Origin of the sequence: Streptomyces sp. NBC_00569, from assembly GCF_036345255.1 — a bacterium.
GTDB lineage: Bacteria > Actinomycetota > Actinomycetes > Streptomycetales > Streptomycetaceae > Streptomyces.
Genome location: NZ_CP107783.1, coordinates 750,030 through 773,439, shown reverse-complemented (window position 1 = coordinate 773,439; position 23,410 = coordinate 750,030). Strand labels below are relative to the sequence as shown.

At 70.3% G+C, this 23,410-nt stretch carries 24 protein-coding genes; 11 read left to right on the top strand and 13 right to left on the bottom strand.

Annotation, left to right across the window (positions count from 1 at the left end):
- Nucleotides 1-8: 8 nt before the first annotated feature.
- The 5 genes from OHO83_RS03605 to OHO83_RS03585 all read left to right on the top strand — a co-directional run bounded on the left by OHO83_RS03605 (nucleotide 9) and on the right by OHO83_RS03585 (nucleotide 5,541).
- Nucleotides 9-857 (top strand): fumarylacetoacetate hydrolase family protein, encoded by an 849-nt coding sequence (locus tag OHO83_RS03605; protein ID WP_266678957.1) that lies wholly within the window; start codon nucleotides 9-11, stop codon nucleotides 855-857.
- Nucleotides 858-970: 113 nt separating this feature from the next.
- Nucleotides 971-1,606, top strand: a complete 636-nt coding sequence (locus OHO83_RS03600) for a TetR/AcrR family transcriptional regulator (RefSeq protein ID WP_266678959.1) — start codon at nucleotides 971-973, stop codon at nucleotides 1,604-1,606.
- A 152-nt stretch (nucleotides 1,607-1,758) separates the two neighbouring features.
- Nucleotides 1,759-3,216, top strand: coding sequence for an APC family permease (locus OHO83_RS03595; RefSeq protein ID WP_266678961.1), 1,458 nt, complete (start codon nucleotides 1,759-1,761; stop codon nucleotides 3,214-3,216).
- A 112-nt stretch (nucleotides 3,217-3,328) separates the two neighbouring features.
- A complete protein-coding gene (locus tag OHO83_RS03590) occupies nucleotides 3,329-4,819 on the top strand; it encodes an aldehyde dehydrogenase (protein WP_330278644.1) in 1,491 nt (496 codons plus the stop codon).
- A complete protein-coding gene (locus OHO83_RS03585; protein ID WP_330278643.1) occupies nucleotides 4,816-5,541 on the top strand; it encodes a gamma-glutamyl-gamma-aminobutyrate hydrolase family protein in 726 nt (241 codons plus the stop codon). Before OHO83_RS03590 ends, OHO83_RS03585 begins: the two co-directional genes overlap by 4 nt.
- Before the next feature lie 18 nt (nucleotides 5,542-5,559).
- Here the strand turns inward: OHO83_RS03585 and OHO83_RS03580 are convergent, their stop codons facing one another.
- The 8 genes from OHO83_RS03580 to OHO83_RS03545 form a co-directional block, all read right to left on the bottom strand.
- Nucleotides 5,560-6,132 carry a MarR family winged helix-turn-helix transcriptional regulator gene (locus OHO83_RS03580; protein ID WP_266678967.1) on the bottom strand — a complete coding sequence of 191 codons (573 nt, stop codon included), beginning with the start codon at nucleotides 6,130-6,132 and terminating at the stop codon, nucleotides 5,560-5,562.
- Nucleotides 6,133-6,243: 111 nt separating this feature from the next.
- The gene (locus OHO83_RS03575; protein ID WP_330278642.1) at nucleotides 6,244-6,807 is read right to left on the bottom strand and encodes a hypothetical protein; all 564 of its coding nucleotides are present in this window, start codon (nucleotides 6,805-6,807) and stop codon (nucleotides 6,244-6,246) included.
- Nucleotides 6,804-7,112: an Ada metal-binding domain-containing protein gene (locus OHO83_RS03570; RefSeq protein ID WP_266678971.1), complete on the bottom strand. Its 309-nt coding sequence runs from the start codon at nucleotides 7,110-7,112 to the stop codon at nucleotides 6,804-6,806. Before OHO83_RS03570 ends, OHO83_RS03575 begins: the two co-directional genes overlap by 4 nt.
- Nucleotides 7,109-7,840, bottom strand: a complete 732-nt coding sequence (locus tag OHO83_RS03565) for a 2OG-Fe(II) oxygenase (RefSeq protein ID WP_330280712.1) — start codon at nucleotides 7,838-7,840, stop codon at nucleotides 7,109-7,111. Before OHO83_RS03565 ends, OHO83_RS03570 begins: the two co-directional genes overlap by 4 nt.
- Nucleotides 7,841-7,939: 99 nt before the next feature.
- A complete protein-coding gene (locus OHO83_RS03560) occupies nucleotides 7,940-8,446 on the bottom strand; it encodes a methylated-DNA--[protein]-cysteine S-methyltransferase (protein WP_330278641.1) in 507 nt (168 codons plus the stop codon).
- 150 nt (nucleotides 8,447-8,596) lie between these two features.
- Nucleotides 8,597-9,382, bottom strand: coding sequence for a 2OG-Fe(II) oxygenase (locus OHO83_RS03555; RefSeq protein ID WP_330278640.1), 786 nt, complete (start codon nucleotides 9,380-9,382; stop codon nucleotides 8,597-8,599).
- Between the two features lie 237 nt (nucleotides 9,383-9,619).
- On the bottom strand, nucleotides 9,620-10,273 hold the full coding sequence (locus OHO83_RS03550; RefSeq protein ID WP_266678979.1) for a maleylpyruvate isomerase N-terminal domain-containing protein: 654 nt from the start codon (nucleotides 10,271-10,273) through the stop codon (nucleotides 9,620-9,622).
- Between the two features lie 168 nt (nucleotides 10,274-10,441).
- Nucleotides 10,442-10,963, bottom strand: coding sequence for a hypothetical protein (locus tag OHO83_RS03545; protein ID WP_330278639.1), 522 nt, complete (start codon nucleotides 10,961-10,963; stop codon nucleotides 10,442-10,444).
- 430 nt (nucleotides 10,964-11,393) lie between these two features.
- Between OHO83_RS03545 and OHO83_RS03540 the strand changes: the two genes are divergently transcribed.
- Entirely contained in the window at nucleotides 11,394-12,284 is an 891-nt protein-coding gene (locus OHO83_RS03540) for a serine hydrolase (protein ID WP_330280711.1), read from the top strand.
- Between the two features lie 40 nt (nucleotides 12,285-12,324).
- Here OHO83_RS03540 and OHO83_RS03535 read toward each other — a convergent pair whose 3' ends face one another.
- A complete protein-coding gene (locus tag OHO83_RS03535) occupies nucleotides 12,325-12,675 on the bottom strand; it encodes a hypothetical protein (protein ID WP_329432037.1) in 351 nt (116 codons plus the stop codon).
- 339 nt (nucleotides 12,676-13,014) lie between these two features.
- Between OHO83_RS03535 and OHO83_RS03530 the strand changes: the two genes are divergently transcribed.
- Nucleotides 13,015-13,491, top strand: coding sequence for a carboxymuconolactone decarboxylase family protein (locus OHO83_RS03530; protein ID WP_266678985.1), 477 nt, complete (start codon nucleotides 13,015-13,017; stop codon nucleotides 13,489-13,491).
- Between the two features lie 126 nt (nucleotides 13,492-13,617).
- The gene (locus OHO83_RS03525; RefSeq protein WP_330278638.1) at nucleotides 13,618-14,421 is read left to right on the top strand and encodes a VOC family protein; all 804 of its coding nucleotides are present in this window, start codon (nucleotides 13,618-13,620) and stop codon (nucleotides 14,419-14,421) included.
- A 17-nt stretch (nucleotides 14,422-14,438) separates the two neighbouring features.
- Here OHO83_RS03525 and OHO83_RS03520 read toward each other — a convergent pair whose 3' ends face one another.
- Nucleotides 14,439-15,371 carry an NADP-dependent oxidoreductase gene (locus tag OHO83_RS03520; RefSeq protein WP_330280710.1) on the bottom strand — a complete coding sequence of 311 codons (933 nt, stop codon included), beginning with the start codon at nucleotides 15,369-15,371 and terminating at the stop codon, nucleotides 14,439-14,441.
- 126 nt (nucleotides 15,372-15,497) lie between these two features.
- On the opposite strand from OHO83_RS03520, the gene OHO83_RS03515 reads away from it, so the two are divergent.
- On the top strand, nucleotides 15,498-16,502 hold the full coding sequence (locus OHO83_RS03515; RefSeq protein ID WP_266678989.1) for a GlxA family transcriptional regulator: 1,005 nt from the start codon (nucleotides 15,498-15,500) through the stop codon (nucleotides 16,500-16,502).
- Between the two features lie 389 nt (nucleotides 16,503-16,891).
- Here OHO83_RS03515 and OHO83_RS03510 read toward each other — a convergent pair whose 3' ends face one another.
- From OHO83_RS03510 to OHO83_RS03500, 3 genes are all read right to left on the bottom strand, one after another.
- On the bottom strand, nucleotides 16,892-17,647 hold the full coding sequence (locus OHO83_RS03510) for a dienelactone hydrolase family protein (protein ID WP_266678991.1): 756 nt from the start codon (nucleotides 17,645-17,647) through the stop codon (nucleotides 16,892-16,894).
- 13 nt (nucleotides 17,648-17,660) lie between these two features.
- On the bottom strand, nucleotides 17,661-18,434 hold the full coding sequence (locus tag OHO83_RS03505; protein WP_330278637.1) for a hypothetical protein: 774 nt from the start codon (nucleotides 18,432-18,434) through the stop codon (nucleotides 17,661-17,663).
- 308 nt (nucleotides 18,435-18,742) lie between these two features.
- Nucleotides 18,743-20,197: a chlorohydrolase family protein gene (locus tag OHO83_RS03500; RefSeq protein WP_330278636.1), complete on the bottom strand. Its 1,455-nt coding sequence runs from the start codon at nucleotides 20,195-20,197 to the stop codon at nucleotides 18,743-18,745.
- A 361-nt stretch (nucleotides 20,198-20,558) separates the two neighbouring features.
- Here OHO83_RS03500 and OHO83_RS03495 point away from each other — a divergent pair, with 361 nt between their 5' ends.
- Nucleotides 20,559-21,566 (top strand): ABC transporter permease, encoded by a 1,008-nt coding sequence (locus OHO83_RS03495; protein ID WP_382509414.1) that lies wholly within the window; start codon nucleotides 20,559-20,561, stop codon nucleotides 21,564-21,566.
- A gap of 117 nt (nucleotides 21,567-21,683) precedes the next feature.
- Nucleotides 21,684-23,402: an ABC transporter substrate-binding protein gene (locus tag OHO83_RS03490; RefSeq protein WP_330278635.1), complete on the top strand. Its 1,719-nt coding sequence runs from the start codon at nucleotides 21,684-21,686 to the stop codon at nucleotides 23,400-23,402.
- The last annotated feature ends 8 nt before the right edge of the window (nucleotides 23,403-23,410 follow it).

Here is a 23,410-nt window from a genome sequence, read left to right as displayed (position 1 = left end):
GCCCCCTCATGCCCGAGTACCGCCGCATCCTCCTGGACGGCGCGGCCGTCCAGGTCCTCCGCGAGGACGACGAACTGGTCGCCGGTGACGGCCGCCGCGTCAAGGTGGAGGACGCCCAGCACCTTCCCCCGGTCGTCCCCTCGAAGGTCGTCGCCGTCCATCTCAACCACCGCAGCCGCGTCGACGAGTTCCAGATCGAGCTGACGCCCACCCCGACGTACTTCCACAAGCCCACCTCGGCCCTCAACGCCCACAAGGGCGCGATCGTGCGCCCCGAGGGCTGCAAGTGGCTCAACTACGAGGGCGAGGTCGCCATCGTGATCGGCAGGACGGCGCGCAACATCTCGCCGGCCGACGCGGGGGAGTACATCGCGGGCTACACGGTCGCCAACGACTACGGCCTGCACGACTTCCGCGACACCGACGCGGGGTCCATGCTGCGGGTGAAGGGCTCCGACACGCTGTGCCCGCTCGGCCCGGGCCTGGTCACCGACTGGGACTTCCACGACAAGTACCTGCGCACCTACGTCAACGGAGAGGTGGTGCAGGACGGCTCGACCGCGGAGATGGAGTGGGACATGCACTACCTCGTGGCCGACATCGCCCGCACCATCACGCTGTACCCCGGCGACGTGCTGCTGTCCGGCACACCGGCGAACTCACGTCCCGTACAGCCCGGTGACATCGTCGAGGTGGAGGTGGAGGGCCTGGGGCGGCTGACCAACCACATCGTCACCGGCCCCACCGCGATCCGCTCCGACGTGGGCGCCCAGCCCACCGAGTCCGAGGAGGTCCTGTCCACCGCTCTGGGCGGCGACTGGGAGTTCCGCGGCATCCGCCCGCCCCACCGGGGCTGACGGATCACGAACCGTGCCGTGCCGGGCCGGCTCCGAAGCCGCCCGGCGCGGCGCCCGAGCGCGGTGCTGCGCGAACGACGAGCAGCCACCGCGGGCTAGGTAGGGTCCCTGACGTGACCGAATCCGCCGAAGCGCCAGACGAGAAGACGAGCCGAAGCCCTCGTGGCAGAGCGCGCAAACGGCTGGACTACGGAGCGGGCCGTGACGCGCTCCTGAACGCCGCCGTGCGGGTGGTGGCCCGCGGTGGCCTGCGCAGACTGACCTACCGCGCCGTCGCGGAGGAGGCCGGTGTCACCCACGGTCTGGTCGTGCACCACTTCGGCTCCCGCGACGCCCTCGTCGAGGCGGCGCTGGCTCACACGGTGCACACCAGCCTCCACACCAGCGCCATGGAGTCCGGCACCGGCAGGACCGCGGACTTCTCGGCAGGGCTGTCGGAGATGGTCGCCGGCAACCCGGACCTGCAGGCGTTCCAGTACGAGCTGATGCTGGAGTCCCGTCGCAGGCCGGAGCTGCTGCCGCCGCTGCGCACCCTGTACGACGAGTACTTCGACGCGGCCCAGCGCGAGTTGAACCGCATGCTTCCGAAGGATGCGAGCCCCGCGCTCATGCGGCTCGTCTTCGCCGCGCTGGACGGCCTCGTCCTGCACCAGCTGGTGCTGGGCGAACCGGAGATGACCGAGGCCGCTCTGGAGGAGCTGAGGTCCCTGCTGCGCGGGCTCGGGGCCGACTCCGAAGAAGACGCCTGACCCTTCGCCCCCGCGGGGTCGAGGGACAGGTGGAGCCCAACCGGAACACCATCCCGCAGGGCCTTGCCAAACGCCGGGTCCCATCCGACTATGGGGCAACTCGTTTGGCCTGAAACGAATCGCCCCTCCCTCATCCCCGGCAGGTGATCCGCGTGGACAGTCAGACGGTCACAAGGCAACAGACCGTGCAGGACCCGCCCACAGCAGGCAAGCTCAAGTCCAACGCCCTCGGCGTCGTGGGCATCCTCTTCTTCGTCCTCTCCGCGCAGGCGCCGCTGACCGGCATCGCAGGCGCCCTCCCCATCTCCGTCGGTCTCGGCAACGGCGCGGGCGCCCCCGCCGGATATGCCGTCGCCGGGGCGGTGATCTTCCTCTTCTCGGTCGGCTTCGTCGCCATGGGGCGCCATGTCGTGGACGCGGGCGCCTTCTATACGTACATAGGCAGGGGCCTGGGCCGGACCACAGGCACCGGCAGCGCCGGTGTCGCACTCTTCGCCTACTGCACGATCCAGGCCGCCATGTACGGGCTCTACGGGTCCATCGTGAGCGGGCTCGTGGCGCAGTACACGGGCCTCGACGCGCCCTGGTGGGTCTGGGCCGTGGTCACGATGGTGATCGTCCAGGTGCTCGGCGCCGCGGGCATCGAGATGGGCGCCAAGGTGCTCGCTGTCTTCGTCCTCGCCGAGTTCAGCATCCTGCTCGTCTTCGCCCTGGTCACCCTGGTCAAGGGCGGCGGCCCGGAAGGACTCGGCTTCGCCGAGAGCTTCTCGCCGAAGGCCGCGCTGCAGGGGGCACCGGGGGTGGCGCTGATGTTCGCGGTGGCGTCGATGTTCGGATTCGAGGCCACCGCCATCTACGGAGAGGAGGCACGTGAGCCCAAGAAGACCGTTCCGCGCGCCACCTACCTGTCCGTCGCCGTCGTCACCGGCTTCTTCGCCTTCACCTCCTGGATGCTCGTCTCCGCCTACGGGGCCTCGCACGCCACCGCGGCCGCCGGCAAGGCGCTGGCGGGCGGCGACGGCGTGGTGTTCGTCCTCTCGCCCGTCGCGGACCTGTTCGGCGGCTGGGCGGGCGACGTCCTGCCGGTCCTGCTCGCCACCTCGCTCTTCGCCGGCATCCTCGCCTTCCACAACTCCGCCAACCGCTACCTGTTCTCGCTCGGCCGCGAGGGGGTGCTCCCGCGCAGGCTCTGCACGCTCAACCGGCGCCACTCGCCCTGGGCCGCCGGCACCGTGCAGACCGCGCTCGCGCTGCTGCTCGTCGTGCCGTTCGCGCTTCTCGGCAAGGACCCCGTGCTGAGCCTCTTCTCCTGGTTCAGCGGCGTGGCCGTCCTCGCGATGATGCTGCTGTACTTCCTGACGTCGGTCTCCGTGATCGTCTTCTTCCGCCGCGAACGCCTCGACATCCGCCCCTGGAACACGCTGATCGCCCCGGCCCTCGGCGCGCTCGGGATCGGGGGCGCGATCTGGGTGATCCTGGCCAACTTCACGACACTCATCGGCGGTTCGGCCGAGACGGCGACCTGGCTCGTGCTGAGCGTCCCGGCCGTCCTCGTGCTGAGCGCCGTCGCGGCCCGGGCTGTCCGTGCGCGGCGGGGCGCGACGGCCTGACGTCGTCCGTTCCCGTCGGGGTGCGCCCGGCGTGCAGGCCGCCGGCGCACCCCGACGTGCGGACACGATTTCATTTGACCTCAAACATGTTCAGTGAGCCGGAGGCCACACCATGCTGGAACTCACCCACGACGAGTGGCTGAGCCGCGCCAAGGAGCTGGACCTGTCCGGCTTCCACCACATCGACGGCGCCGACGAACCGGGCGGCGGCGCGACCTACGCGGCCGTGTCTCCCCGTGACGGACAGGTCCTCGCACAGGTCGCGGACGGTGGTGTGGCCGAGGTCGACGCCGCGGTGGCCGCCGCGCGCCGCGCCTTCGACGCCGGCCCGTGGCCCCGCCTCGCCCCCGTTGACCGCGGCCGCGCACTGCTCCGCCTGGCCGACCTCCTGGAGGAACGGCGCGACAGCCTCGCTCTCACGGTGAGCCTGGAGATGGGCAAACCCATCACGGACGCGTACGACATCGAGCTGCGTGCCGCCGTCAACACCTTCCGCTTCTACGGGCAGTTGGCCGACAAACTCACCGACGAGTCCCCGCGCACCGCGCCCGACGCGCTCGCGCTCGTCACCCGTGAACCGGCCGGAGTCGTCGGTGCGGTCGTCCCGTGGAACTTCCCCCTGACCATTGCCTCCTGGAAGGTCGCCCCGGCGCTCGCGGCCGGCTGCACCGTCGTCCTCAAGCCCTCCGAGAACTCACCCCTGTCGGCGCTGCGACTGGGGCGGCTGGCCACCGAGGCGGGCCTGCCCCCCGGCGTCCTGAACGTCGTCACCGGCGACGGCCCCACCGCCGGGCGCGCCATCGGACTGCACCCGGACGTCGACGTCCTCGCCTTCACGGGGTCGACGGCCGTCGGACGGCACTTCCTGCACTACGCCGCGGACTCCAACCTCAAGCGCGTCTGGCTCGAACTGGGCGGCAAGTCACCCAACATCATCCTGCCCGACGCCCCCGACCTGGAGAAGGCGGCCGCGACCGCCGCCTGGGGGATCTTCTTCAACCAGGGCGAGATGTGCACCGCACCCTCCCGCCTCCTCGTCCACACCTCCGTCGCCGAACGTGTCACCGAGGCGATCGTGCGACGGGCCGGTGAACTGCGTGTCGGCGACCCCCTCGACCCCGCCACCGAGATGGGCGCCCTGGTCGGCGAGGCCCACCTCGGCCGCGTACTCGACCACATCGGCGCGGGCACGAGCGAGGGTGCGCGACTGCGCACCGGCGGCACCCGCACCCTGTCCGACACCGGCGGCAGCTTCCTGCGGCCGACCGTCTTCGACGAGGTGGACCCAGGGATGCGGCTCGCCCGAGAAGAGATCTTCGGCCCCGTCCTGTCCGTCCTCACCTTCGACGACCTCGACGAGGCCGTCGCGCTGGCCAACGCCACCGAGTACGGACTCGCCGCCGGACTGTGGACCTCCGACCTGTCCACCGCTCACCAGGTCTCCCGCGCCCTCAAGGCCGGAACGGTGTGGGTCAACTGCTACGAGGAGGGCGACCTCACCGTGCCCTTCGGCGGCATGAAGCAGTCCGGCAACGGCCGGGACAAGTCCGCCCACGCGCTGGAGAAGTACACCGAACTGAAGACCACCTGGATCCAGCTGTGACGACCCGCCCCCTCATCGCCGTACCGGCCCGCTTCGCCGACTCCACCTCAGCACTTCGATACGCCGCGGAGGTCAACGCACGCGCCCTGATCGAGGCGGTGTGGAACGCGGGCGGGGAACCGGTCACCCTCCACCCGCACGCGCCCGGCGGAACCGCCGACCCCGGCGAGGTGGCCGCCCGGCTGGCCCGCTTCGACGGCCTGCTGCTGCCCGGCGGCGGCGACATCGCACCGCACCGCTACGGAGTCGCCGCGGCACACGCCAGCGTCTACGACGTCGACGACACCCAGGACGCCTTCGACCTCGAACTCGCCCGTCAGGCCCTGGGCGCCGCGATGCCGCTGCTGGCGATCTGCCGGGGACTCCAGGTGGTCAACACCGCGCTCGGCGGCACACTGCACCAGGACATGGGCGGCCCCGAACGCGAGCACCGGCACATCGTGCACCCGGTGGCGATCGAGCGCCTGTCGCTTCTCGAACAGGCCACCGGGACCGAGAAGGTGGACGCGTCCTGCTACCACCACCAGCGGGTGGACCGGCTCGGCACCGGACTACGGGTCACCGCCCGTGCCGCCGACGGAACGGTGGAAGCGCTCGAACTCCCGGAGGTGCGCGGCTGGTTCACCGCAGTGCAGTGGCATCCGGAGGACACGGCACAGAAGGACGGCGCGCAGCAAGGCATCTTCGACGCCCTGGTCCGGGCGGCGCGCGCGCACGGCTGACGCTGCCCTCGGCGCCGGTCAGGCCTTGGGGCGGCGCCCGCTGCGGCGGGGGGCGGGCTCGGCGCCGTCCAGGAGGTCGAGCCTGCGCTCCTCGCCGTGCTCCTCGACCTGGAGCACCACCCGGCGCAGCCCGTCCGCGACGCTGCGGCACTCCTCCTCGCTGAGCTGCCCGGCGACGAAGGCCTCTTCCTCGTTGAACTTCGGGAACACCCGCCGCATCAGCTCCTCACCTTCGTCCGTGAGGCTGAGCAGCACGAGCCTGCCGTCGCTCGGGTGCCCGGCACGCCGCACCAGGTGCCGTGCCTCCAGCGTGCGGGACACCCCGGTGAGCGTGCCCTTGGAGATGCCGGCCTCCTCGGCCACGTGACGAGTCTCGGACTCACCCCAGACCCAGATCACCCAGAGCACGACGAACGAGGTCCAGGTGAGGTCGGCCTCGCGCAGGACCGAGTTCTCCAGATGCTGACGGACGGCCGAGGCGGCCCGGTAGATGTTGGCGACCACCGCCATCTGTTCATGGCGGACCGGCATTCCACCGAGCTTCGCCTCCGCCAGCTTCTCGGCTTCGGTGATGGATCGTTGGCCTGGCACGAGCACACTCCTTCGGCGCCACCGCGGCGCGTTCCCGGCAGGGTATCGTTCGGGGCCAAATTGTACGAAGTGCCGAGGTTTCCGTCTCGCGGAGAGGTGCTGTCGGTGCGGTCATGAGGTCGAGCCGGCGGTGTCGTACGTGGTGACCCAGCCGCGGCGCACCTCCCAGGTGCCGCCGTCGGCGGTGGCTCCGCGCAGGCCGTGCAAGGTGTCCGGGCCGGTGAGTGCCGGGAGGCGTGAGTCGCCGAGGGAGGCGAACGCGTAGGTGCGGGACGGGTCCCAGTCGGTGGAGTGGTGCAGGCGGCGGGCCAGTTGGGCGAATCCGAGCGGGGCCGCGGCCACCACCCATGCGTCGGGGAGTCCGGCCGTGAGCCGGGTGGCCGGTCGCAGCCAGGAGGCCGCGCTCTCGGGCCAGTCGACGATCGTGAGCACCTTGCCGCCCCGCGCCGTCCACGCGATGGCGAACGCGTCGGCGGCCGCACGGGACGCCGCGTCACGGCTGCGCCCGACGGCGACGGTCTCGATCCGCGACTTCGGGGGTGTCAACAGACGCATGAGTGCGGCGAGTTCTGCATCGGTGTGAGTCGAGGGCCGGGGCAGGTCGCCGTACGCGGCCAGCTCCGCGGGGCTGATCAGGGGCGAGCGGGACGCGTCCCGGTCGGAGAGCTCGTTCATGGCGTGACGGGTCCTCTCTCGTCGGCTCGCCGGCGGGCGTGTTCCTCGGGCAGGCAGACCGCACACGGCCGGAATCCGGCCGCGACGGCGGTGGCCTCGTCCGGGAAGAACACCCGGTGCCTGACGTAATGGCCCCGGGAGATGGCGCGCAATGCGGACGGGCAGTCCAGGCGCCCGTAGAGGCGTCCGCGGCGGTGTCCGCCGAGCGTCCCGGGAGTCGCGCTCCGATAGGGCGTGCCGTTCCGGCCGAGCAGTGTGTAGGTGCGCCCGGACTCGGACGGGGCGGGTGCGCCGTCGGGGTTCATGCCGCGTCGTGGAAGACGAGCCCGAGGGTGTGCCGCCGCCCGCTGCGCACGGTACTCACGCCGTGCCGCATGGGCGCGTTGGACCAGCCGCGCTTCGAGGCGACGGGCCGGTCGCGGGTGGTGAAGATCAGCCCGTGGCCCTGGAGCAGGGTGGTGGACGATCCCCTCGACTGTGCGCGGGCGCGCTGTTCGGTCATCAGGAACTCGCCACCGGTGAAGTCGGTTCCCGGTGCGTCGAGACCGATGACGACCTGGAGCGGGAAGAGCATGTCACCGAACACGTCGCGGTGCAGCGCGTTCCAGTCACCGGGCCCGTACCGCAGCAGAATCTGGGCCGAGCGGTCCTGCCCGGCCTCGTGGCACATCCCGATCCACTCGTCGAGCGAGTCGGGCCAAGGTGCGGGCTTGCCGAGTTTGCCGGCCCAGTCCCGGGCGATGGGGAGCAGCCTCGGGTAGAACGCCTCCCGCAACTCGCCGACGATGCCGGGCAGTTCATGGGTGAAGTAGCGGTACTGCCCGGAGCCGAAGCGGTGGCGGGCCATGTCCACGGTGGTGCGGAAGCGTTCGGTGTCGTCGTAGAGGTCCGCGATCCGCCGGCACTCCTCGGGTGTGAGGAGGGGGCCGGTAGGGGCGTTTCCGTAGGTGTTGAGCTCGTCCGCCAGGGCGCCCCATTTCTCATGGGCGACGCGGTCCGTGACCGGACCCGTCAGGCGCGTGGTGTCCAGCATGGTGTGGATCCTCGGGTCGATGATGGTGTCACCCCGGCCCGGGACGGTGCGGATGCGCATCGGGACCGGGGGAGACGGGTCGTTCAGGAGGTCTCTGGTTCAGGCGGTCCGGCGAGGGCTCTCCAGGTCCAGGAGCTGCCGCTTGCGCTCAAGGCCGCCCGCGTAACCGGTGAGGGCCCCGTCGGCGCCGATCACGCGGTGGCAGGGGCGTACGACGAGCAGCGGGTTCGCGCCGATCGCCGTACCCACGGCGCGGACGGCGGCCTTCGGGGCGCCGATGTGCGCGGCGACGTCGCCGTAGGTCTGGGTGCTGCCGTAGGGAATGGCCTCCAGGGCCTTCCACACCCGCTGCTGGAACTCCGAGCCGCCGCCGGTGTACTCGATGTCGAAGTGCGTGAGCCTGCCGTCGAAGTACGAGCGCAGCTGCGCGCTGATCTCGGCGAACGCGTCCGTGTCCTCGGTCCAGTCGTCCTGGACGACGGCGCCGTTCTTCCGGCCCGGTACGGTCAGCGCGGCAAGTGCGGTGCCGCCCTTCGCGATGGCCGACTCCTCGCCCACGAGCAGCAGTTCGCCCAGCGGGCTGTCGAGCGTCGTGTAGACGGTCATGGGTCTGTTCCTTCCGGGTCTCCTCGTGCGGTGATGTCCTGCAACCAACTCTGCGCCTTATGTACTGCTATGTCTGGCGGGATTCGGACATCACGTTGACGGGGGTCGGTGCCCTGTTGAGAGGGGTCGCGGCGGGCCGGGCGGGGGTGGTCAGCGGGCGTTGTGGAAGATGAGACCGAGAGTGTTGCGGTGGCCGGACTCGACGGCGTTCGTGCCGTGCCGCACGGCGTGACGGCGGAACCCGTTCTCGCCGCGGATCGGACGGTGGCGGACCGGGAAGATCATTGCCTGGCCGAGCCGCGGCTTGACCACCATGGCGCGGGACTGGAAGCGGGGGCGCTGCTCGACGAACACGTTCTCGCCGCCCGTGAAGTCCTCGCCGGGCCGGTTGAGCATGACGGCGAGCTGCAGCGGGAAGACGACGTCGCCGTAGATGTCCTGGTGGAGGCAGGCGTAGTCGCCCTTGCCGTACTGCAGGATCAGCGGCGTGGGGCGCTTCTGACCGTTGTCCGTGCATTCGTCGATCAGTTCGTCCAGCGTGCCGGGGAAGGTGCGCTCACCGAGTTGAGGCGCCCACTGGTTGGCCATCCACGCCATCGGCGGATAGAGCCGCTCGCGAAGGGTCTGGACGAGCGGTACGGCGGCGGGGTCGGCGTAGTACTTGTACGTGCCGCGGCCGAACTGGTAACGCTGCATGACCACGGTGGACCGGAACAGCCCGGGTTCCTCGAACGTGTCGATGATCTCCTGGCACTGTTCGCGGGAGAGCAGCGGCGGGGTGACGGCGACGCCTTCGTCGTTCAACTGCCCGTACAGGTCGGCCCAGTCGAGTTCGCCGAGTGCCGGGATCGTTGGGCTGTGGGGAATGCGGGGCGGTGCGCCGGCCGGCGTGTGGTCGCTGAAGAGTGTGTCCGGGCCGGGGGTGTGCTGGTTCAAGGCAGGGGTCTCTCGCGCGGCGGTACGGGGCGGGTCCGAGGTGCTGCCGCGCCGGGTGCGGCCGAGGCGTCACCGGACGACGTGTGACCGCAGGCAGGCACCTCCGGCGTGATCGATACTCGCCGCCCGTGCGAGCGAACGCCGGCGGCATTCGGACGTCGCGTTGGCGCGAGGCCATGTCTGCCTGGAGTGGTGCGCGCCACCGAACCCGGTCGCGTCCGTCGCGCAACCTCTCACTCAGCCGATGACGAGCGGGAGCCTCGCCGCGAAGTCGCCCAGCGCGGCCTTCTCCGCGTCGGTCGGTGCGCGGCGTCCGGTGCCCACCAACAGCGCGTCCGTGTCGGCGAACGAGGCGGGGAACGGAGTCCCGGCGATCTTCTCCAGCGTCGCGCGAACCGCAGCGAGGGTTTCGGCGGGCGGCTCGGCGGCCGACGGCAGGTGTGCGATCAGGTCGAGGTGGTGCAAGGTCCATTCGAGGACGTACGCGGACAGGAAGTCGCCGACGGTCAGGACCTCGTCGCGCGTGCTGACGCGGGCGGCGGGATCGGCGAGTTGGGCGGCGCGGCCCGCCGCGGAACCGACGTCGTCGAAGTGGAACTTGAGCCACCGAGGCTCGCCGTAGGCGGCTGCCAGCCGGGGGATCAGCGCGTCGAGCGGGTCCTCGCCGGTCGGAGGTTCGACGATGCCCCAGTACGTGACCGCGTCCACGGTCGGTTCGGAGTCCGCCGGGGTGACCAAGGTGATCAGGACGTCCTGGGCGCCGATGACCAGGTGGCACACGAGATCCCGCACGAGCCAGCCCGCACAGCCGGAGGCCCGCTCGAAGTCTTCGTCCGGTACTTCGGCGACGGCGGTGCGCAACGCCGTCCAGGAGCGTGAGAAGAGATCCACCGCTGCACGGTAATGCGGGCGGGGAAGGGCGGACAAGCCTATTCGTACCGGGGGTGCGTGTCGTCCTCGTACGGGTGCTGCGCGGGTGCCTGTTCAACCACCCACGCGCGTCGGCCAGTTCAGCCGACCGTGCGAGTACGGACCGGTCGACCACCCGCGCGCCACGCTCTAGTCGTCCGCCGCCACGAGCAGGCTGAGGGTGGCCGCGGGCCGGTCGACGAGGACCAGTTCGTGGAAGTCGATGTGGATGGGGCCGTAGTCGTGAAGGGCGTCCTCGGGAAGCTCGCCCAGTACGTATCGGCTGGTCGCCGAGCGGATCGGGGCGTAGACGTGTTCCTCCAGCCGCGCTTCGAGCTCCTGCGGCACGTCGCCGTGCCGGCCGGCCCAGGCGCGGATTCGGCCGGTTGCCGTGGAGGCGTCGATGGTCTGGTAGGTGCCGGGGGTGATGCGCTCGAGCCACCACTGCCCGTGCCGCGGCCAGTCCTGGACCCCCGCGCCGTCGTACGTGTCCCGGAACTGAGGGTGTGCGATCAGGGCGGCGAGGAGGGCGCGGTCGTCCGGTGCGTCCGGCGGCAGGCCGAAGCGCTTGGTGCTGATCCAGCGGTACCCGTGGGAGGCCCCGCCGAAGTCGAAGTCCCGGAAGTTGACGAAGGGAGTGTCGAGGTGGTGGAGAGCCGGAGCGGGATGCATCTCGATCATCGTAAGTGGCTCGGCGTTCGTGCCCCTGACCGGCCACGTCACCCTTCCGTGCCCCCGTCCACCGAGCCGATCACCGTTGTGGTGACACATCCGGCAATGAACAACATCACACGCCACCAAAACGCGCATAGCGGACATGCCAGCTCTCTCTGTGCCCGGCGGACTCCTCCGTCCCTGTAGCGTCGCCGTCATTCGGGATCCGGGTCGCTCGTCCGACAGTCGACCGCCCGGCGCGCGCGAGGAAGCGCCGCACACCGAGTGCAACGGACGGACCTCCCCGCCGACGGCGCGCAGCCGCCCCGGTTCGGGGCATCGGCGAAGCCCCGACCGTGTCGCAGGACGTCGGCCTCGCCGCCGACGGCGAGCGCCAACTGCCGATGCGATCGCAGACACAGAGCAGGACGGAACCTCCATGCCGGGAATGCACATGCCGCTGACGCGACGCGCAAAGCAGGGACTGGCCGCGGCCCTCGCCGCCGGCTCGGCGCTCACCGCCTTCGCGGCCGGCGTCCCTGCCCAGGCGGGCGCGCCGGCCGGTACGAGCAGTGTCGAAGGCTCCCCGGTCACGTGCACCTCGCACCGGCCCGGACTGGCGGACCGCCTGGAGCGCGACATAGCCACCGCGCTCCACGGGCACGGCAAGACCTCGGCGCTCGCGCTCTACGACCGGACCACGGGCACCTCGTGCACGTTCCGGGCGAGCACGGCCTTCGACTCGGCGAGCGTGGTCAAGGTCGCGATCCTTGGCGCGCTGCTGCGCCAGGCCGCGGAGGAACACCGTCTGCTGACCTCGCGCGAGGTCGACCTGACCACCGACATGATCACCAAGTCGGACAACGCCGCCACGAACGCCCTCTGGCACCAGATCGGCCACACCGGCATCCAGCACTTCCTCGACCTGGCCGGGATGCGGGACACGGTGCCCGGCCGGAAAGGCACGTGGGGGCTCACCCAGATCACGGCCGGCGACCAGGTGAAGCTCCTCCGGCTGCTGACCTCGGACAACCACGTGCTCGGCGAGCGCGCCCGTGCCTATGCCCTGCGGCTGATGAACCGAGTCGTCCCCGACCAGCGCTGGGGAACGCCGGCCGGCGCGCCGGGAACGGCGACCGTTCACGTCAAGAACGGCTGGCTGCAGCGCTCGGCCAACGGGTGGCGTGTGAACAGTGTCGGCGTGTTCACCGGCGGCGGTCACGACTACGGGATGGCTGTGCTCTCCCATGGCAGCCGCACGATGGAGGACGGCGTCACGACCGTCGAGCGCGCGGCCCGCGCCGTCAACCGCGACCTGAACCTGTCGCAGGCTTCCTAGCGGCTTCCCGCCCCGACTGCTGCGTCCGCGCCGGCCGGACTCACATCCGGCGAAGTGCCGCCTCGACGCTGTCGCCGCCGTTCGTGTTGAACGCGATCGCGGCCTGGGGCGCGTGGAGGCGGATCAGGTTCATGATCTCTTCAAAGAGCGGAAGCAGCTGCTCCGCCTTTCGGATCCCACCGCCGACGACCACCACGTCCCACGGGCGCTCCGTCAGCGCCGCCACGAGGACGGCCTCGGCGGAATCCTCGAACACGACCAGCGCCATGGCCGCATCGATGCCGTGCTCGCCGAACCGGTCCAACTCCTCGTCGAGACCCTTGCGAAGGGCTCCCGCGTCGACACCGGGAATCGCCTCCGGGTCGTAACCAACAACAAGTGCAGAGGGCATAGGGCCAAGCTACCGGGATCCGGGCGAGCGGGGCCTGCCGGACGAGGCTCGGCATCCGCCGGCGAACGGCGGGGGCCGGGCACCGCTCTCTCCTCCCTCGCTCTCACCCCCTCCCTCTTTCCTCCCCGCGATCAGGCCTTGCCCGTGATCGGCGCTCACGTCATGCGATACCTGGGCCGGACGTGCAGACTGCCTAACGGGACGCCGAGGGCAGGGCTCTCACTGCCGGCGCCCGGGCCTGGACGGCCTGTGTGGCGCGCGTCACATCTGGACTCGTCACATCGTGCCGAGCCGCTCCGTCAGAGGGATGTAACCACCGGCACGAACTAGGAGCTCGCCATGCAAGAAGCCCGCCTGAACCTCTTCGCCAACCACGTCGGGGCCAAGGTCCTGAAGCACATCAACTCGGGCGGCAAGGTGGTGACGGACTCGACGCTTCCGGCTGCCACACAGGAGCTGGTGAAGATCCGCGCCAGCCAGATCAACGGCTGCAGTTTCTGCACCGACATGCACACCAAGGACGCCACGGCGGCCGGGGAGGACCAGACGCGCCTCAACATGGTCGCGGCGTGGCGCGAGGCGAAGGTGTTCAACGATGCCGAGCGCGCAGCCCTGGAGCTCACCGAGCAGGGCACCCGTATCGCCGACGCGAGTGGCGGTGTCTCGGACGAGGCATGGGCGAACGCGGCCAAGTACTACGACGAGGACCAGCTCACCGCGCTGGTGTCCCTCATCGCCCTCATCAACGCCTACAACCGAGTGAACGTCCTCGTTCAGCAGCCCGCAGGCGACTACCAGCCCGGCCAATTCGGGTAGCCGGCGCCGGCACAGGTCGCAGGCACCGCCTGCGACCTGTGCCGACCGTGTCGCGGGCGGCGATTGTCAGTGGTGGCTGCCAGGCTGGCTCGCATCGGGATTCGTCAGTACACGAAAGGCGTGATCATGCTTTCGACGACGTACGTACCGGGCGCGCCGAACTGGCTCGACCTCGGTGTGCCGGACGTGGACGCGGCCGCCGCGTTCTACGGCGGAGTGTTCGGCTGGACCTTCCGGTCCGCCGGACCCGAGGGGGGCGGCTACGGGTTCTTCCAGCTCGACGGCAAGGACGTGGCCGCCGCCGGTCGGCTGACCGAGGAGGGTGCCTCCCCTTCCTGGACCATCTACTTCCACACCCCCGACGCGGACGGTGTCGCCAAGGCGGTGGAGGCGGCCGGAGGCACGGTCCGCGTTCCCCCGGGTGATGTCTTCACTTCGGGGCGGATGGGCGCGTTCACGGATCCGGCCGGTGCGCAGTTCGCGGTCTGGCAGCCCGGTGACGTCCAGGGTCTCGGAACGGTCATGCGGCCCAACGCCCTGTGCTGGACCGAGCTCTACACGACCGACACCGGCGCGGCCAAGGACTTCTACCGCCAGGTGTTCTCCTGGCTGTACCAGGACATGCCAATGGGCGAGGGCGCTCCCGAGTACACCGTCGTCGCCCCGGCCGGCTCCGCGGACGTGGGCGAGGCGGGGCACGGCGGCATCATGCAGCTCCAGCAGGAGAACCTCGACGCCGGTTCCGGAGCCGAGTGGCACCCGTACTTCGGCGTCGAGGACTGCGACGCGACCTACGCGGCCGCCACCGAGCGCGGTGCCACGACGCTCTTCCCGCCCATGGACGTGCCCGGTGTCGGCCGCATGGCCATGGTCAAGGACCCCGTCGGCGCCACCTTCGCCCTCATCAAGGGTGACCCGACCATGGGCTGACGGACGAGCGGACGTGATCAGCGCACGACGAGGACCAGCTTGCCGGTCGTGCGGCCGGTCTCGCCCAGCTCGTGTGCCTTGGCGGCCTCGGCGAGCGGGAAGGTGCCGGCGATCGTCGCGCGGAGCCTGCCCGTGGAGATCAGGTCGGCGATCGCGTTCATGCCGGCGTGATCGGCCTCCACGAGCATCTCCACGCCCCGCACGCCGAACCGCTCGGCCTCCTCGGCCAGCTCCGTGGTGCCGGTCGGCAGGATGGAGACCAGCAGGCCGCCCGCGCGCAGCGTGGGCAGGGACCGGGTGCGGTAGTCGCCGCCGATGGTGTCCAGGACGACGTCCACGTCGCGGACCGCCTCGCTGAAGTCGGTCGTCCGGTAGTCGATCAGCTCGTCGGCGCCCAGACCGCGCACGAAGTCGTGCTTGGCCGCGCTGGCCGTGGCGATCACGTACGCGCCGCGTGCCTTGGCGATCTGCACGGCGAGATGGCCGACGCCGCCGGCCGCGGCGTGGATCAGGACGCGCTGCCCCGGCTGCACCTGGGCGGTGTCGACCAGGGCCTGCCAGGCGGTCAGAGCGGCGAGCGGAATGGCGCCCGCCTGCACGTGGTCGACCTCGGACGGCTTGTGCGCGAAGGCGCGGGCGGGCGCGGTGACGTACTCGGCGTGCGAGCCCACGCCGTGCGGGTAGGGCAGCATGCCGAACACCTCGTCGCCCGGCTTGAACAGGGTCACGCCGAGACCCGTCTCCTCGACGACGCCGGACACGTCCCAGCCCAGGACGAACGGCGGTTCGCCGAGGAAGATGCCGAGCGCCCGGTGCTTCCAGTCGGTCGGATTGACGCCTGCGGCATGGACCCTGACGAGGATCTCGCTCAGTCCCGGTGCCGGGCGTTCGCGCTCGACCTCCTTCAGTACCTCGGGGCCGCCGAGGGTGTCCTGGCTGATGGCCCGCATGGTGGGGGCGGCGGGGGTGGTGGTTGCGGTGGGGGCGGTGTTCTCTGAAGTGCTCACGGCTCCAGCCTGCCGTGGCCGGGCGCCCGAGAAAATGGCATGACTGCCACCATTCGATAGGATCGTGCCATGAGTGGTGGCAGCGATGGCAGTAGTGGCAGCGACGTCGGTGATGCCCGCGGTCCTCGCGGTGTGCACAGGGTCGTGGTGCTCGCGCTCGACGGGGTGCACCCGTTCGAGCTGGGCATTCCGCGGCGGATCTTCGGTGCCGCGGACGGCCGGTACGAGATCCGCACCTGCAGTGTCGACGGGGGCCCGGTGCGTACGGACGCCGACTTCCTGATCACCGTCGAGCACGGCCCCGAAGCGCTGGCCGAGGCCGACACCGTGGTGATCCCGCCCGTCGACGAGTACCCGCCCAACGGGGCCGTGCTCCCGGGCCCGGTGGCCGCCGCGCTCGCGCACATCCCGCCCGGCACTCGCATCATGTCCATCTGTACCGGTGCCTTCGTCCTCGCGGCGGCCGGTCTGCTGGACGGCCGTCGAGCCACCACGCACTGGGTCCTGGCCGACCGCTTCCGGCGTCTTTTCCCGCAGGTGAAGCTCGACCCCGATGTGCTCTTCGTCGAGGACGGCGACATTCTCACCTCGGCCGGCGCGGGCGCCGGCGTGGACGTCTGCCTCCACGTCGTACGACAGGACTTCGGCGCCGAGGTGGCCAACCAGGTGGCGCGGAGGTGTGTGGTGCCGCCCTGGCGCGAAGGGGGTCAGGCGCAGTACATCGAGCAGCCCGTTCCCGAGGCGTCCGTCGCCGGCACGGCGGCCACCAGGGAGTGGGCACTCGACCACCTCGACCTGCCGCTGACGCTGGCCGAGCTCGCGGACCATGCGCAGATGAGTCTGCGGACGTTCGCCCGCCGGTTCCGGGACGAGGCCGGGATGAGCCCCGGTCGGTGGCTCACCCAGCAGCGGGTTGCGAGGGCGCGTCATCTGCTGGAGTCCAGCGATCTGCCGGTGGACCGGATCGCCGGTGAAGTGGGCTTCGCCACGGCCGCGTCACTGCGACAGCATCTGCACGCCGCGATCGGCGTCTCGCCCCTGGCGTACCGGCGCACGTTCCAGGCGACGCGCTAGGTGTACTGCCCGGGTGCGTTGATCTGACCGGCCGGGCGAGGTCTCGCGCGGCCGACGCTTTCTCGCCCAACAGGCCGACATCGTCCGCAGGTTGTTCGGCGACCGCACAGCGCTGAATGTCGTCACAGGCGGAGACCTGGCCGAGCAGCTCGCGCACGGCCACCGGCTCCCCAACGATGAGGGGTGTTTCCGTACCGGCGAACTCATGTATGCAGTAAGGGAGTTGCTTACAGGCAAGCCTGTGAGTGACGGTGCCGCTCCCGCACGCGAGGGCCACGGCCGTGACCGCCCTGCGCCGAAACCCTCGCTTCGCGGCGCTGGGCGCCGAATCCGCCGAGGTTCACGCGCAGACGGTCACGGCCTGAAGGTCCAAGCCGCTCGACGCGGAATCAGAGGTTGCGGCCCAGCAGGTCGAGGAGCGCACCCCAGTGCCGCTCCGCGGCCTCGGCGTCGAAGCGGTCCGTGTCCGCCATGGTGAAGCCGTGATGGGCGCCCGTGTAGACCTCCGAGTGGTGGCGTACGCCGGCCGCGGAGAGCGCCTTGTCAAGGCGTTCGATCTGCTCGGGCGGCATGGACGGGTCCTGGTCGGCGTGACCGAAGCAGAGCTCAGCGGTGATCCGGCCGGCGAGGAGGTGAGGGCTCGTGGGATCGTCGGTGGCCAGACCGGCGCCGTGGAAGCCGGCCGCCGCCGCGACCCTCTCGGGATGGCTGCCCGCGGTGAGCAGGGCCAGGCGGGCGCCCAGGCAGTAACCGGTGACGCCGACGGGGCCGGCGGCCACCGAGGGGCAGTCGGCCAGCCAGGACAGGCAGGCGGCGGAGTCGCGTGCCACCGCGTCCGCGGTCAGGTCGCCCATGAGCGGGACGATCTGCTCGAACAGCGCCGGCCGCTCGGCGTCGGTGATGAAGTCGGGCAGGGCCACGACCGGCGCCGGGCCATGACGGTAGAACACGTTGGGGGCGAGCACGGTGTACCCGGCCGCCGCGAGCCGGTCGGCCATCGCCCGCAGATGAGGGCGCAGCCCGAAGGCATCCATGTAGAGCAGGACGGCCGGGTGGGCGGCGTCGTCGTCGGGGTGGGCGAGGTAGGCGTCGGCGGTGCCGTCCCCGGTGGGGATCTCGACAGTTGCACTGCGTGTGGCGGTCATGATGTGCAGTCTCTCAGGCAGTCGTGTGGGGGATGTCCTCCAGGCCGAGTCGGTACCAGTCGTCGCCCGAAAGGACGTGCAAGTCCGGGCCGCGGCCGATCACTTGGGTGCGCTTCGGCAGGGGCCGGCCGTCCGGCACCACGATCCGGTACTCGTCCGTGACGCGGAGGTCTTCGCTGTCGAGGGTGCCCACGGACAGCCGGTCGTGGTGTGGTCCGTAGCCGCCGAGCAGCGCGACGCGTGCGTCCTTGACGGCGAGAGCCGTGGCTCCGGCCACGCTGTTGCGCCAGGACGTCACCACGCCGTCGCGGACGCTGACGATCGGGAAGTCCGTGTAGTAACAGGCCCAGGCGGTGTCGCCGTCGATGTTGAGTGCGTAGCAGTCGCTGATCGCTCCCCAGGGCTCGGACGTGTGCGACGGGAAGCGCCACTGCGTCTCGAGGTCGGAGGAGAAGCGGATCAGACCGTACTCTCCGATGGGCGCCGGTGTGCCCGGGTTGCCCCACCCGAGGTTGCCGTAGACACCTTCGTCGAAGTAGCCCACCCAGATGTCGCCGGTGTGTGTGGCGAAGACGTGCGAGATGCCGTCGCCGAGGGTGGCTTCCGCGACCACGTGGCCGTCGGCGTCGTAGACGATCGCGTTGCGGTCGGCGCCCTCCGGACGCCACCTGGCCCGGGCGCCCACCACAAGCACCCGGTCCCCGGGCAGCGGCTGAACGGTGACGTGGGCGAGCTTGAGGCCGGAGAGTTCGACGGAGGCCGTGCGGTGCGGCGCGTGTATCGACACGTGGGTGTCGACCGCCTTCGTCGCGCGCGGTTCAGGGAACGTAGCCCCTCCGGCGTCGGTGGTGGTGGCCGAGAGCCCGGGGAGATCACGGGGCTTCGACCACAACGCGATGACCTGCCCGTCCGGACCGACGGACGCCGCGACCTGCTTCTCCCCGGGCGCGCCCGCGATGAGGCGTGATGCCGGAGTGCCAGCGTGGGCAGCCGCAACATGGCGGCCCGGCTCTCCTTGTCTTCGTTCATCCCCACACCCCACCAGGGGGCCGCGTGCCGCGCCGGCGATTATCGAGGGGGCAGAGGCCAGGTGCCCTACCTCCGCGGAAACACCGGAGGGAAGAGTTCGTCCACCGGGCGGCGGCGGTGGTCACGCTCCGGATACGCCGCGCGCATCACGTCGAACAGCTCCTGCCCGGCGCGCCTCAGGGCGGGGAGGTCGACGCCGGGGATCGAACCGTCGCGCATGACGACCTTGCCCGCGACCATCGTCAGGACCGCGTCGCGCGCGGTGCCGTTGAGTACGAGGGTGCGCAGTGGATCCTCGGTGACGCCCATGCGGAAGTCGTCGAGGGCGAACGCCGCGAGGTCGGCGGTGGCCCCCGCGGCGAGGCGGCCGAGGTCCGGCCGGTGCAGTGCGGTCGCGCCACCGGTCCAGAGCGCTTCGAAGTAGCCCGCGAGGTGACCCTGGCCCAGGTCACCGGCCTGGATCCTGGCGACCTGGGTGCCCACGTCGATTCCCCGGACGAGGTCCGGCGGGAAGGAGTCGGTGCCGAGACACAGGTTCACTCCCTGCGCCCGGTAGCCGCCGAACGTGTGCAGGTTGTGGGCGTACCGGGCGTTGGTCAGTGGGCAGTGCACGATCGACACACCTGCGTCGGCGAGCACCGCGACATCTCCCGTGTCGGCTCCCAGCACTTCGGGGTGTACGTCCAGAACCACACCGTGCGGAACGATCAGCCGGTCCGACAACAGCCCTGACTCGGCGATGAGTTGAAGCGGAGTGCGCCCGTAGGTGTGCTGGATGAAGTCGCGCTCGGACATGCCCTGCAGGGCGTGCAGGCGTACCAGCGCGCCGCGTTCGTGTGCGGCCCGGGCGACGTCGCGCAGGAGCTCCGGGGTGAGCGTCTCGATCCGGCAGGGGAGCAGGACCCCGGTCACCAGCGGGTCGGCCAGCTGTGAGGTGTGGTCCAGGAAGCGCAGCGCGTCGGCGAGGCCGCGCCGGCCGGCCTCCTCGTCGAACTGCACCGTGCGCTTGCCGTCCGCGCCGATCACGTTGACGCCGGACCGGAACGACGGCCCGAGGAAGGCACGCAGACCCAGCTTCGTGGACACCTCGGTCATGGCGACGAAGTCCTCGTACGTCTCGGCCCAGTCGCTGTGCACCTCGGAGGCGATCGGCATGTAGCTGGTGACGCCGTGCAGGGCGAGCTGGGTCAGCGCGTACTCCCGCACCGAGCGCCGCTGCGCTGCGTCGAACACCGCGCGCGGCGCGGCGAAGTAGTCCGTCGACCAGGTGAAGCCCGAGGACACGTCGGGGGACGCCCAGGAGTCCAGGATCAGGTGATCGATGTCGGTGAGGGCGTCGAGGTCGATGAGGCCGGGAGTGATCACCGCGTCACCGAGGTCGATGTGCTCGTCGGCCTGGTGGCGGGTGAGTTCGGTGCGCGCGCCCACGTCGACGATCGTGTCGCCGTCGATCAGCACGGCTCCGTCGGCGATCTCCACGTGCGAGCTTCCGTCGTGGGCGATCACCCAGGAAGCGGTCACCAAGGTTCTCATCGACATCCCTCTCAGATTTGGTACACCAAGTAGGCGAATCAGCCGCCGGAGTCCCGGGGTGCGGGGGGCTGCGCCGCACCGTCGCGCGGGTTGCCGACGCCGGGCTCGCGCCACGCTCCGCATGACCATAACCCGCCGATGACTAGGGAAGTAAGACTGATTTGCGGCCTGCGCAACGGTGCTGCACCGGATGTCACATCACCCTGGTGGAAACCCTGATTCTTGGTATACCGTTCCGGCCACCCACACCCCCGAGCACCGAAGGATCGACGTGCCGGATCCGCATGAGTCGACGAGTCGGACGCGCCGCGCCAGCGCGCCGGAGCCCTCCGAAGGGCAGGTGGCCACCTTGCCCTCACCGGAGCCCGAGGCCGCACCAACCGAGCGCGAGCCGACCGCCGAGATCGCCACCGCGCGATCGCTGCTCGGCACGGCATGGCTTCGCATTCGGCGCAGCCGGATCGCCGTCGCCGCGCTGATCGTGGTGGCCCTGATGGTGCTGTTCGCCGTCCTGGCCCCGGTGTTGGTGTCCATCGAGGGCTCCGACCCGTTCAGCGCCCGGACCGGGCCCGAATTCCTGGACGACTTCGACACGCCGGGACTGCCGCTGTCGTACTACCGCTTCCCGTCCGGCGAGCACTGGCTCGGTCTCGAACCAGGGCTCGGGCGCGACATCTTCGCCCGCATGGCCTACGGCGCGAGGATCTCGCTCACCATCGCGCTGCTGTCGACGGTGGTGTCGGTCGTCCTCGGCACCGTGCTCGGCGCGGCCGCCGGATACTTCGGCGGCAAGGTCGACATGGTGATCAGCCGCGTGATGGACCTGTTCCTGGCCTTCCCGCACCTGCTGCTCGTCCTGTCGCTGACCCCGATCCTCCAGTCCCGGCTGCGGGGCACCTCCCTCGACTCGGGCAGCCTGGTGCCGATCGCCTCACTGGTGATCATCCTCGGCTTCTTCGGCTGGGCGTACCTGGCGAGAGTCGTGCGTGGCCAGGTGCTCTCGATCCGGCAGCAGGAGTTCGTCGAGGCCGCGCAGGCCTACGGCGCCTCCCACCGGAGCATCATCTTCCGGCAGATCATCCCGAACGTCATGGGGGTCGTGCTGGTCTACGCGACCATGATGATCCCCACCAACATCACCGCGGAGGCGGCCCTCTCGTTCCTCGGCGTCGGGGTCAAGGACCCCACGCCCTCCTGGGGCCAGATGCTCAACGCGGCCCAGTCGGGGAACTGGTACCTCTCCGACCCGTGGTTCCTGGCCGTCCCGGCCGGCGCACTGGTGATCACCGTGCTCGCCTTCAACCTGCTCGGCGACGCGGTCCGGGACGCCCTCGACCCCAAGTCCTCCCGAAGCTGATCCACCACCGCTGAGCCCTGCCCCACCTCTCATCCTTCTCCCCACCTCTCTTTCTTTGCTCCACCTCGGATCGGCCCATGACGTGCGCCGTCCCTTTCCCGTCCGCAAGGAGATGCAGTGAACAGAAGCACCAAGGCGGCGCTCGCCCTGACGGTGAGCGCCGGACTGGCCCTCACCGCCTGCGGTGGCCCCAAGCCCACACCCGGTGACAAGTCCGGCGCCAAGGCGGACGCCTACGCGCCGGTGACCGTCGGGAAGGGCTACGCCACCAAGGGCGGGAACATCAACGTCCTGATGTCCTCGGACTTCCAGACCCTGGACCCCGGCAACAGCAACTACGTCCAGACCGCCAACGTCGGGCAGCTGTACTACCGCACCCTGACCATGGCCAAGGAGACCGCCGGCCGGCCGCCGACCATCGTGCCGGATCTGGCCACCGACCTCGGCAAGGCCTCCGCCGACGGCCTCACCTGGACCTACACCCTCAAGAAGGGGCTGAAGTTCGAGGACGGCACACCGATCACCAGCAAGGCCATCAAGTACGGCGTCGAGCGCACCTACGCCCGCGACGTCTACACCCAGGCACCGCAGGAGCTGAACTCGGCCCTGGCCGACGACGGCTACAAGGGCCCCTACGCAGGCGGCGACTTCAAGGGGATCGACACCCCGGACGACCACACCGTCGTCTTCCACCTCAAGCAGCCGTTCGCCGAGTTCCCCGCGCTGGTGTCGCGGTCGAACACGGCGCCGGTGCCGAAGGACAAGGACACCAAGCTCGACTACACCAACCACCCCGTCTCCTCGGGCCCGTACAAGATCAAGTCGTACGACCGCGGACGCTCGATGAAGCTGGTGCGCAACGACCGGTGGGACCCGGCGACCGACCCCAACAGGCCGGCCCTGCCCGACACGTTCACCTTCACACTGTCCACCGCCCAGGCCACCATCAGCCAGCAGCTGCTCGCCGACTCGGACCCCACGGCGATCACGCTGGACAGCAACGGCGGACTGCAGGCGTCCGACGCGGCCAAGCTCAACGACCCCAAGGTCAAGAAGCGCACCGCGGCCGGTCTGCTCGGCTGCACGGACGTGCTCAACTTCAACACCGAGACCATCAAGGACCCCGACGTCCGCAAGGCGATGGCGCTCTCCATCGACCGCGGCTCCATCCAGGTCCAGTACGGCGGCGCACGCTTCGGCAAGGTGGCCCAGTCGTACATCAACCCCGCCCAGCGCGGTTACGTCGCCCAGCACACCGACCTGGACCCCGCGGGCAAGCCGAAGCTGGACGAGGCCAGGAAGCTCCTGAAGGGCAAGAAGGTCCCCAAGAAGCTGGTCTACGGCTACGCCGACACCAACGCCCGCTACAAGAACGTCGGCACCGTGCTCCAGCAGAACTTCAAGAAGCTCGGTATCGACCTGCAACTGCGCCCGATCCCGGCCGCCAACTACTACACCGTGCTGGCCGGTGACCAGATGCCGGACATCGCCCGCAGCGGCTGGTGCGGCGGCGCGGACAGCGGCTCGGTGCGCACCACCGTCGACCCGAACGTGGGGCCGAGCCTGGACGGCAAGACCTACGGCTTCTCCAACATCCCGCGCTTCCACGACCCGAAGATCGCCCACGACATGTACAAGCTCCGCGGCACCAACGGGACCAGTGAGGAACTGGGCAAGAAGTGGGCCACCCTCTTCGACCGGACCATGCAGGCCTACCCGCTCGTCCCGCTGGTGCGCAGCTACACCAGCAGCGTGGTCGGCTCCAAGGTCCGAGGCGCCCAGATGGGCTACTTCTTCGGGGCCATAGACCTGTCGATCGTCGGCGCCGAGCACTGACGCACGCT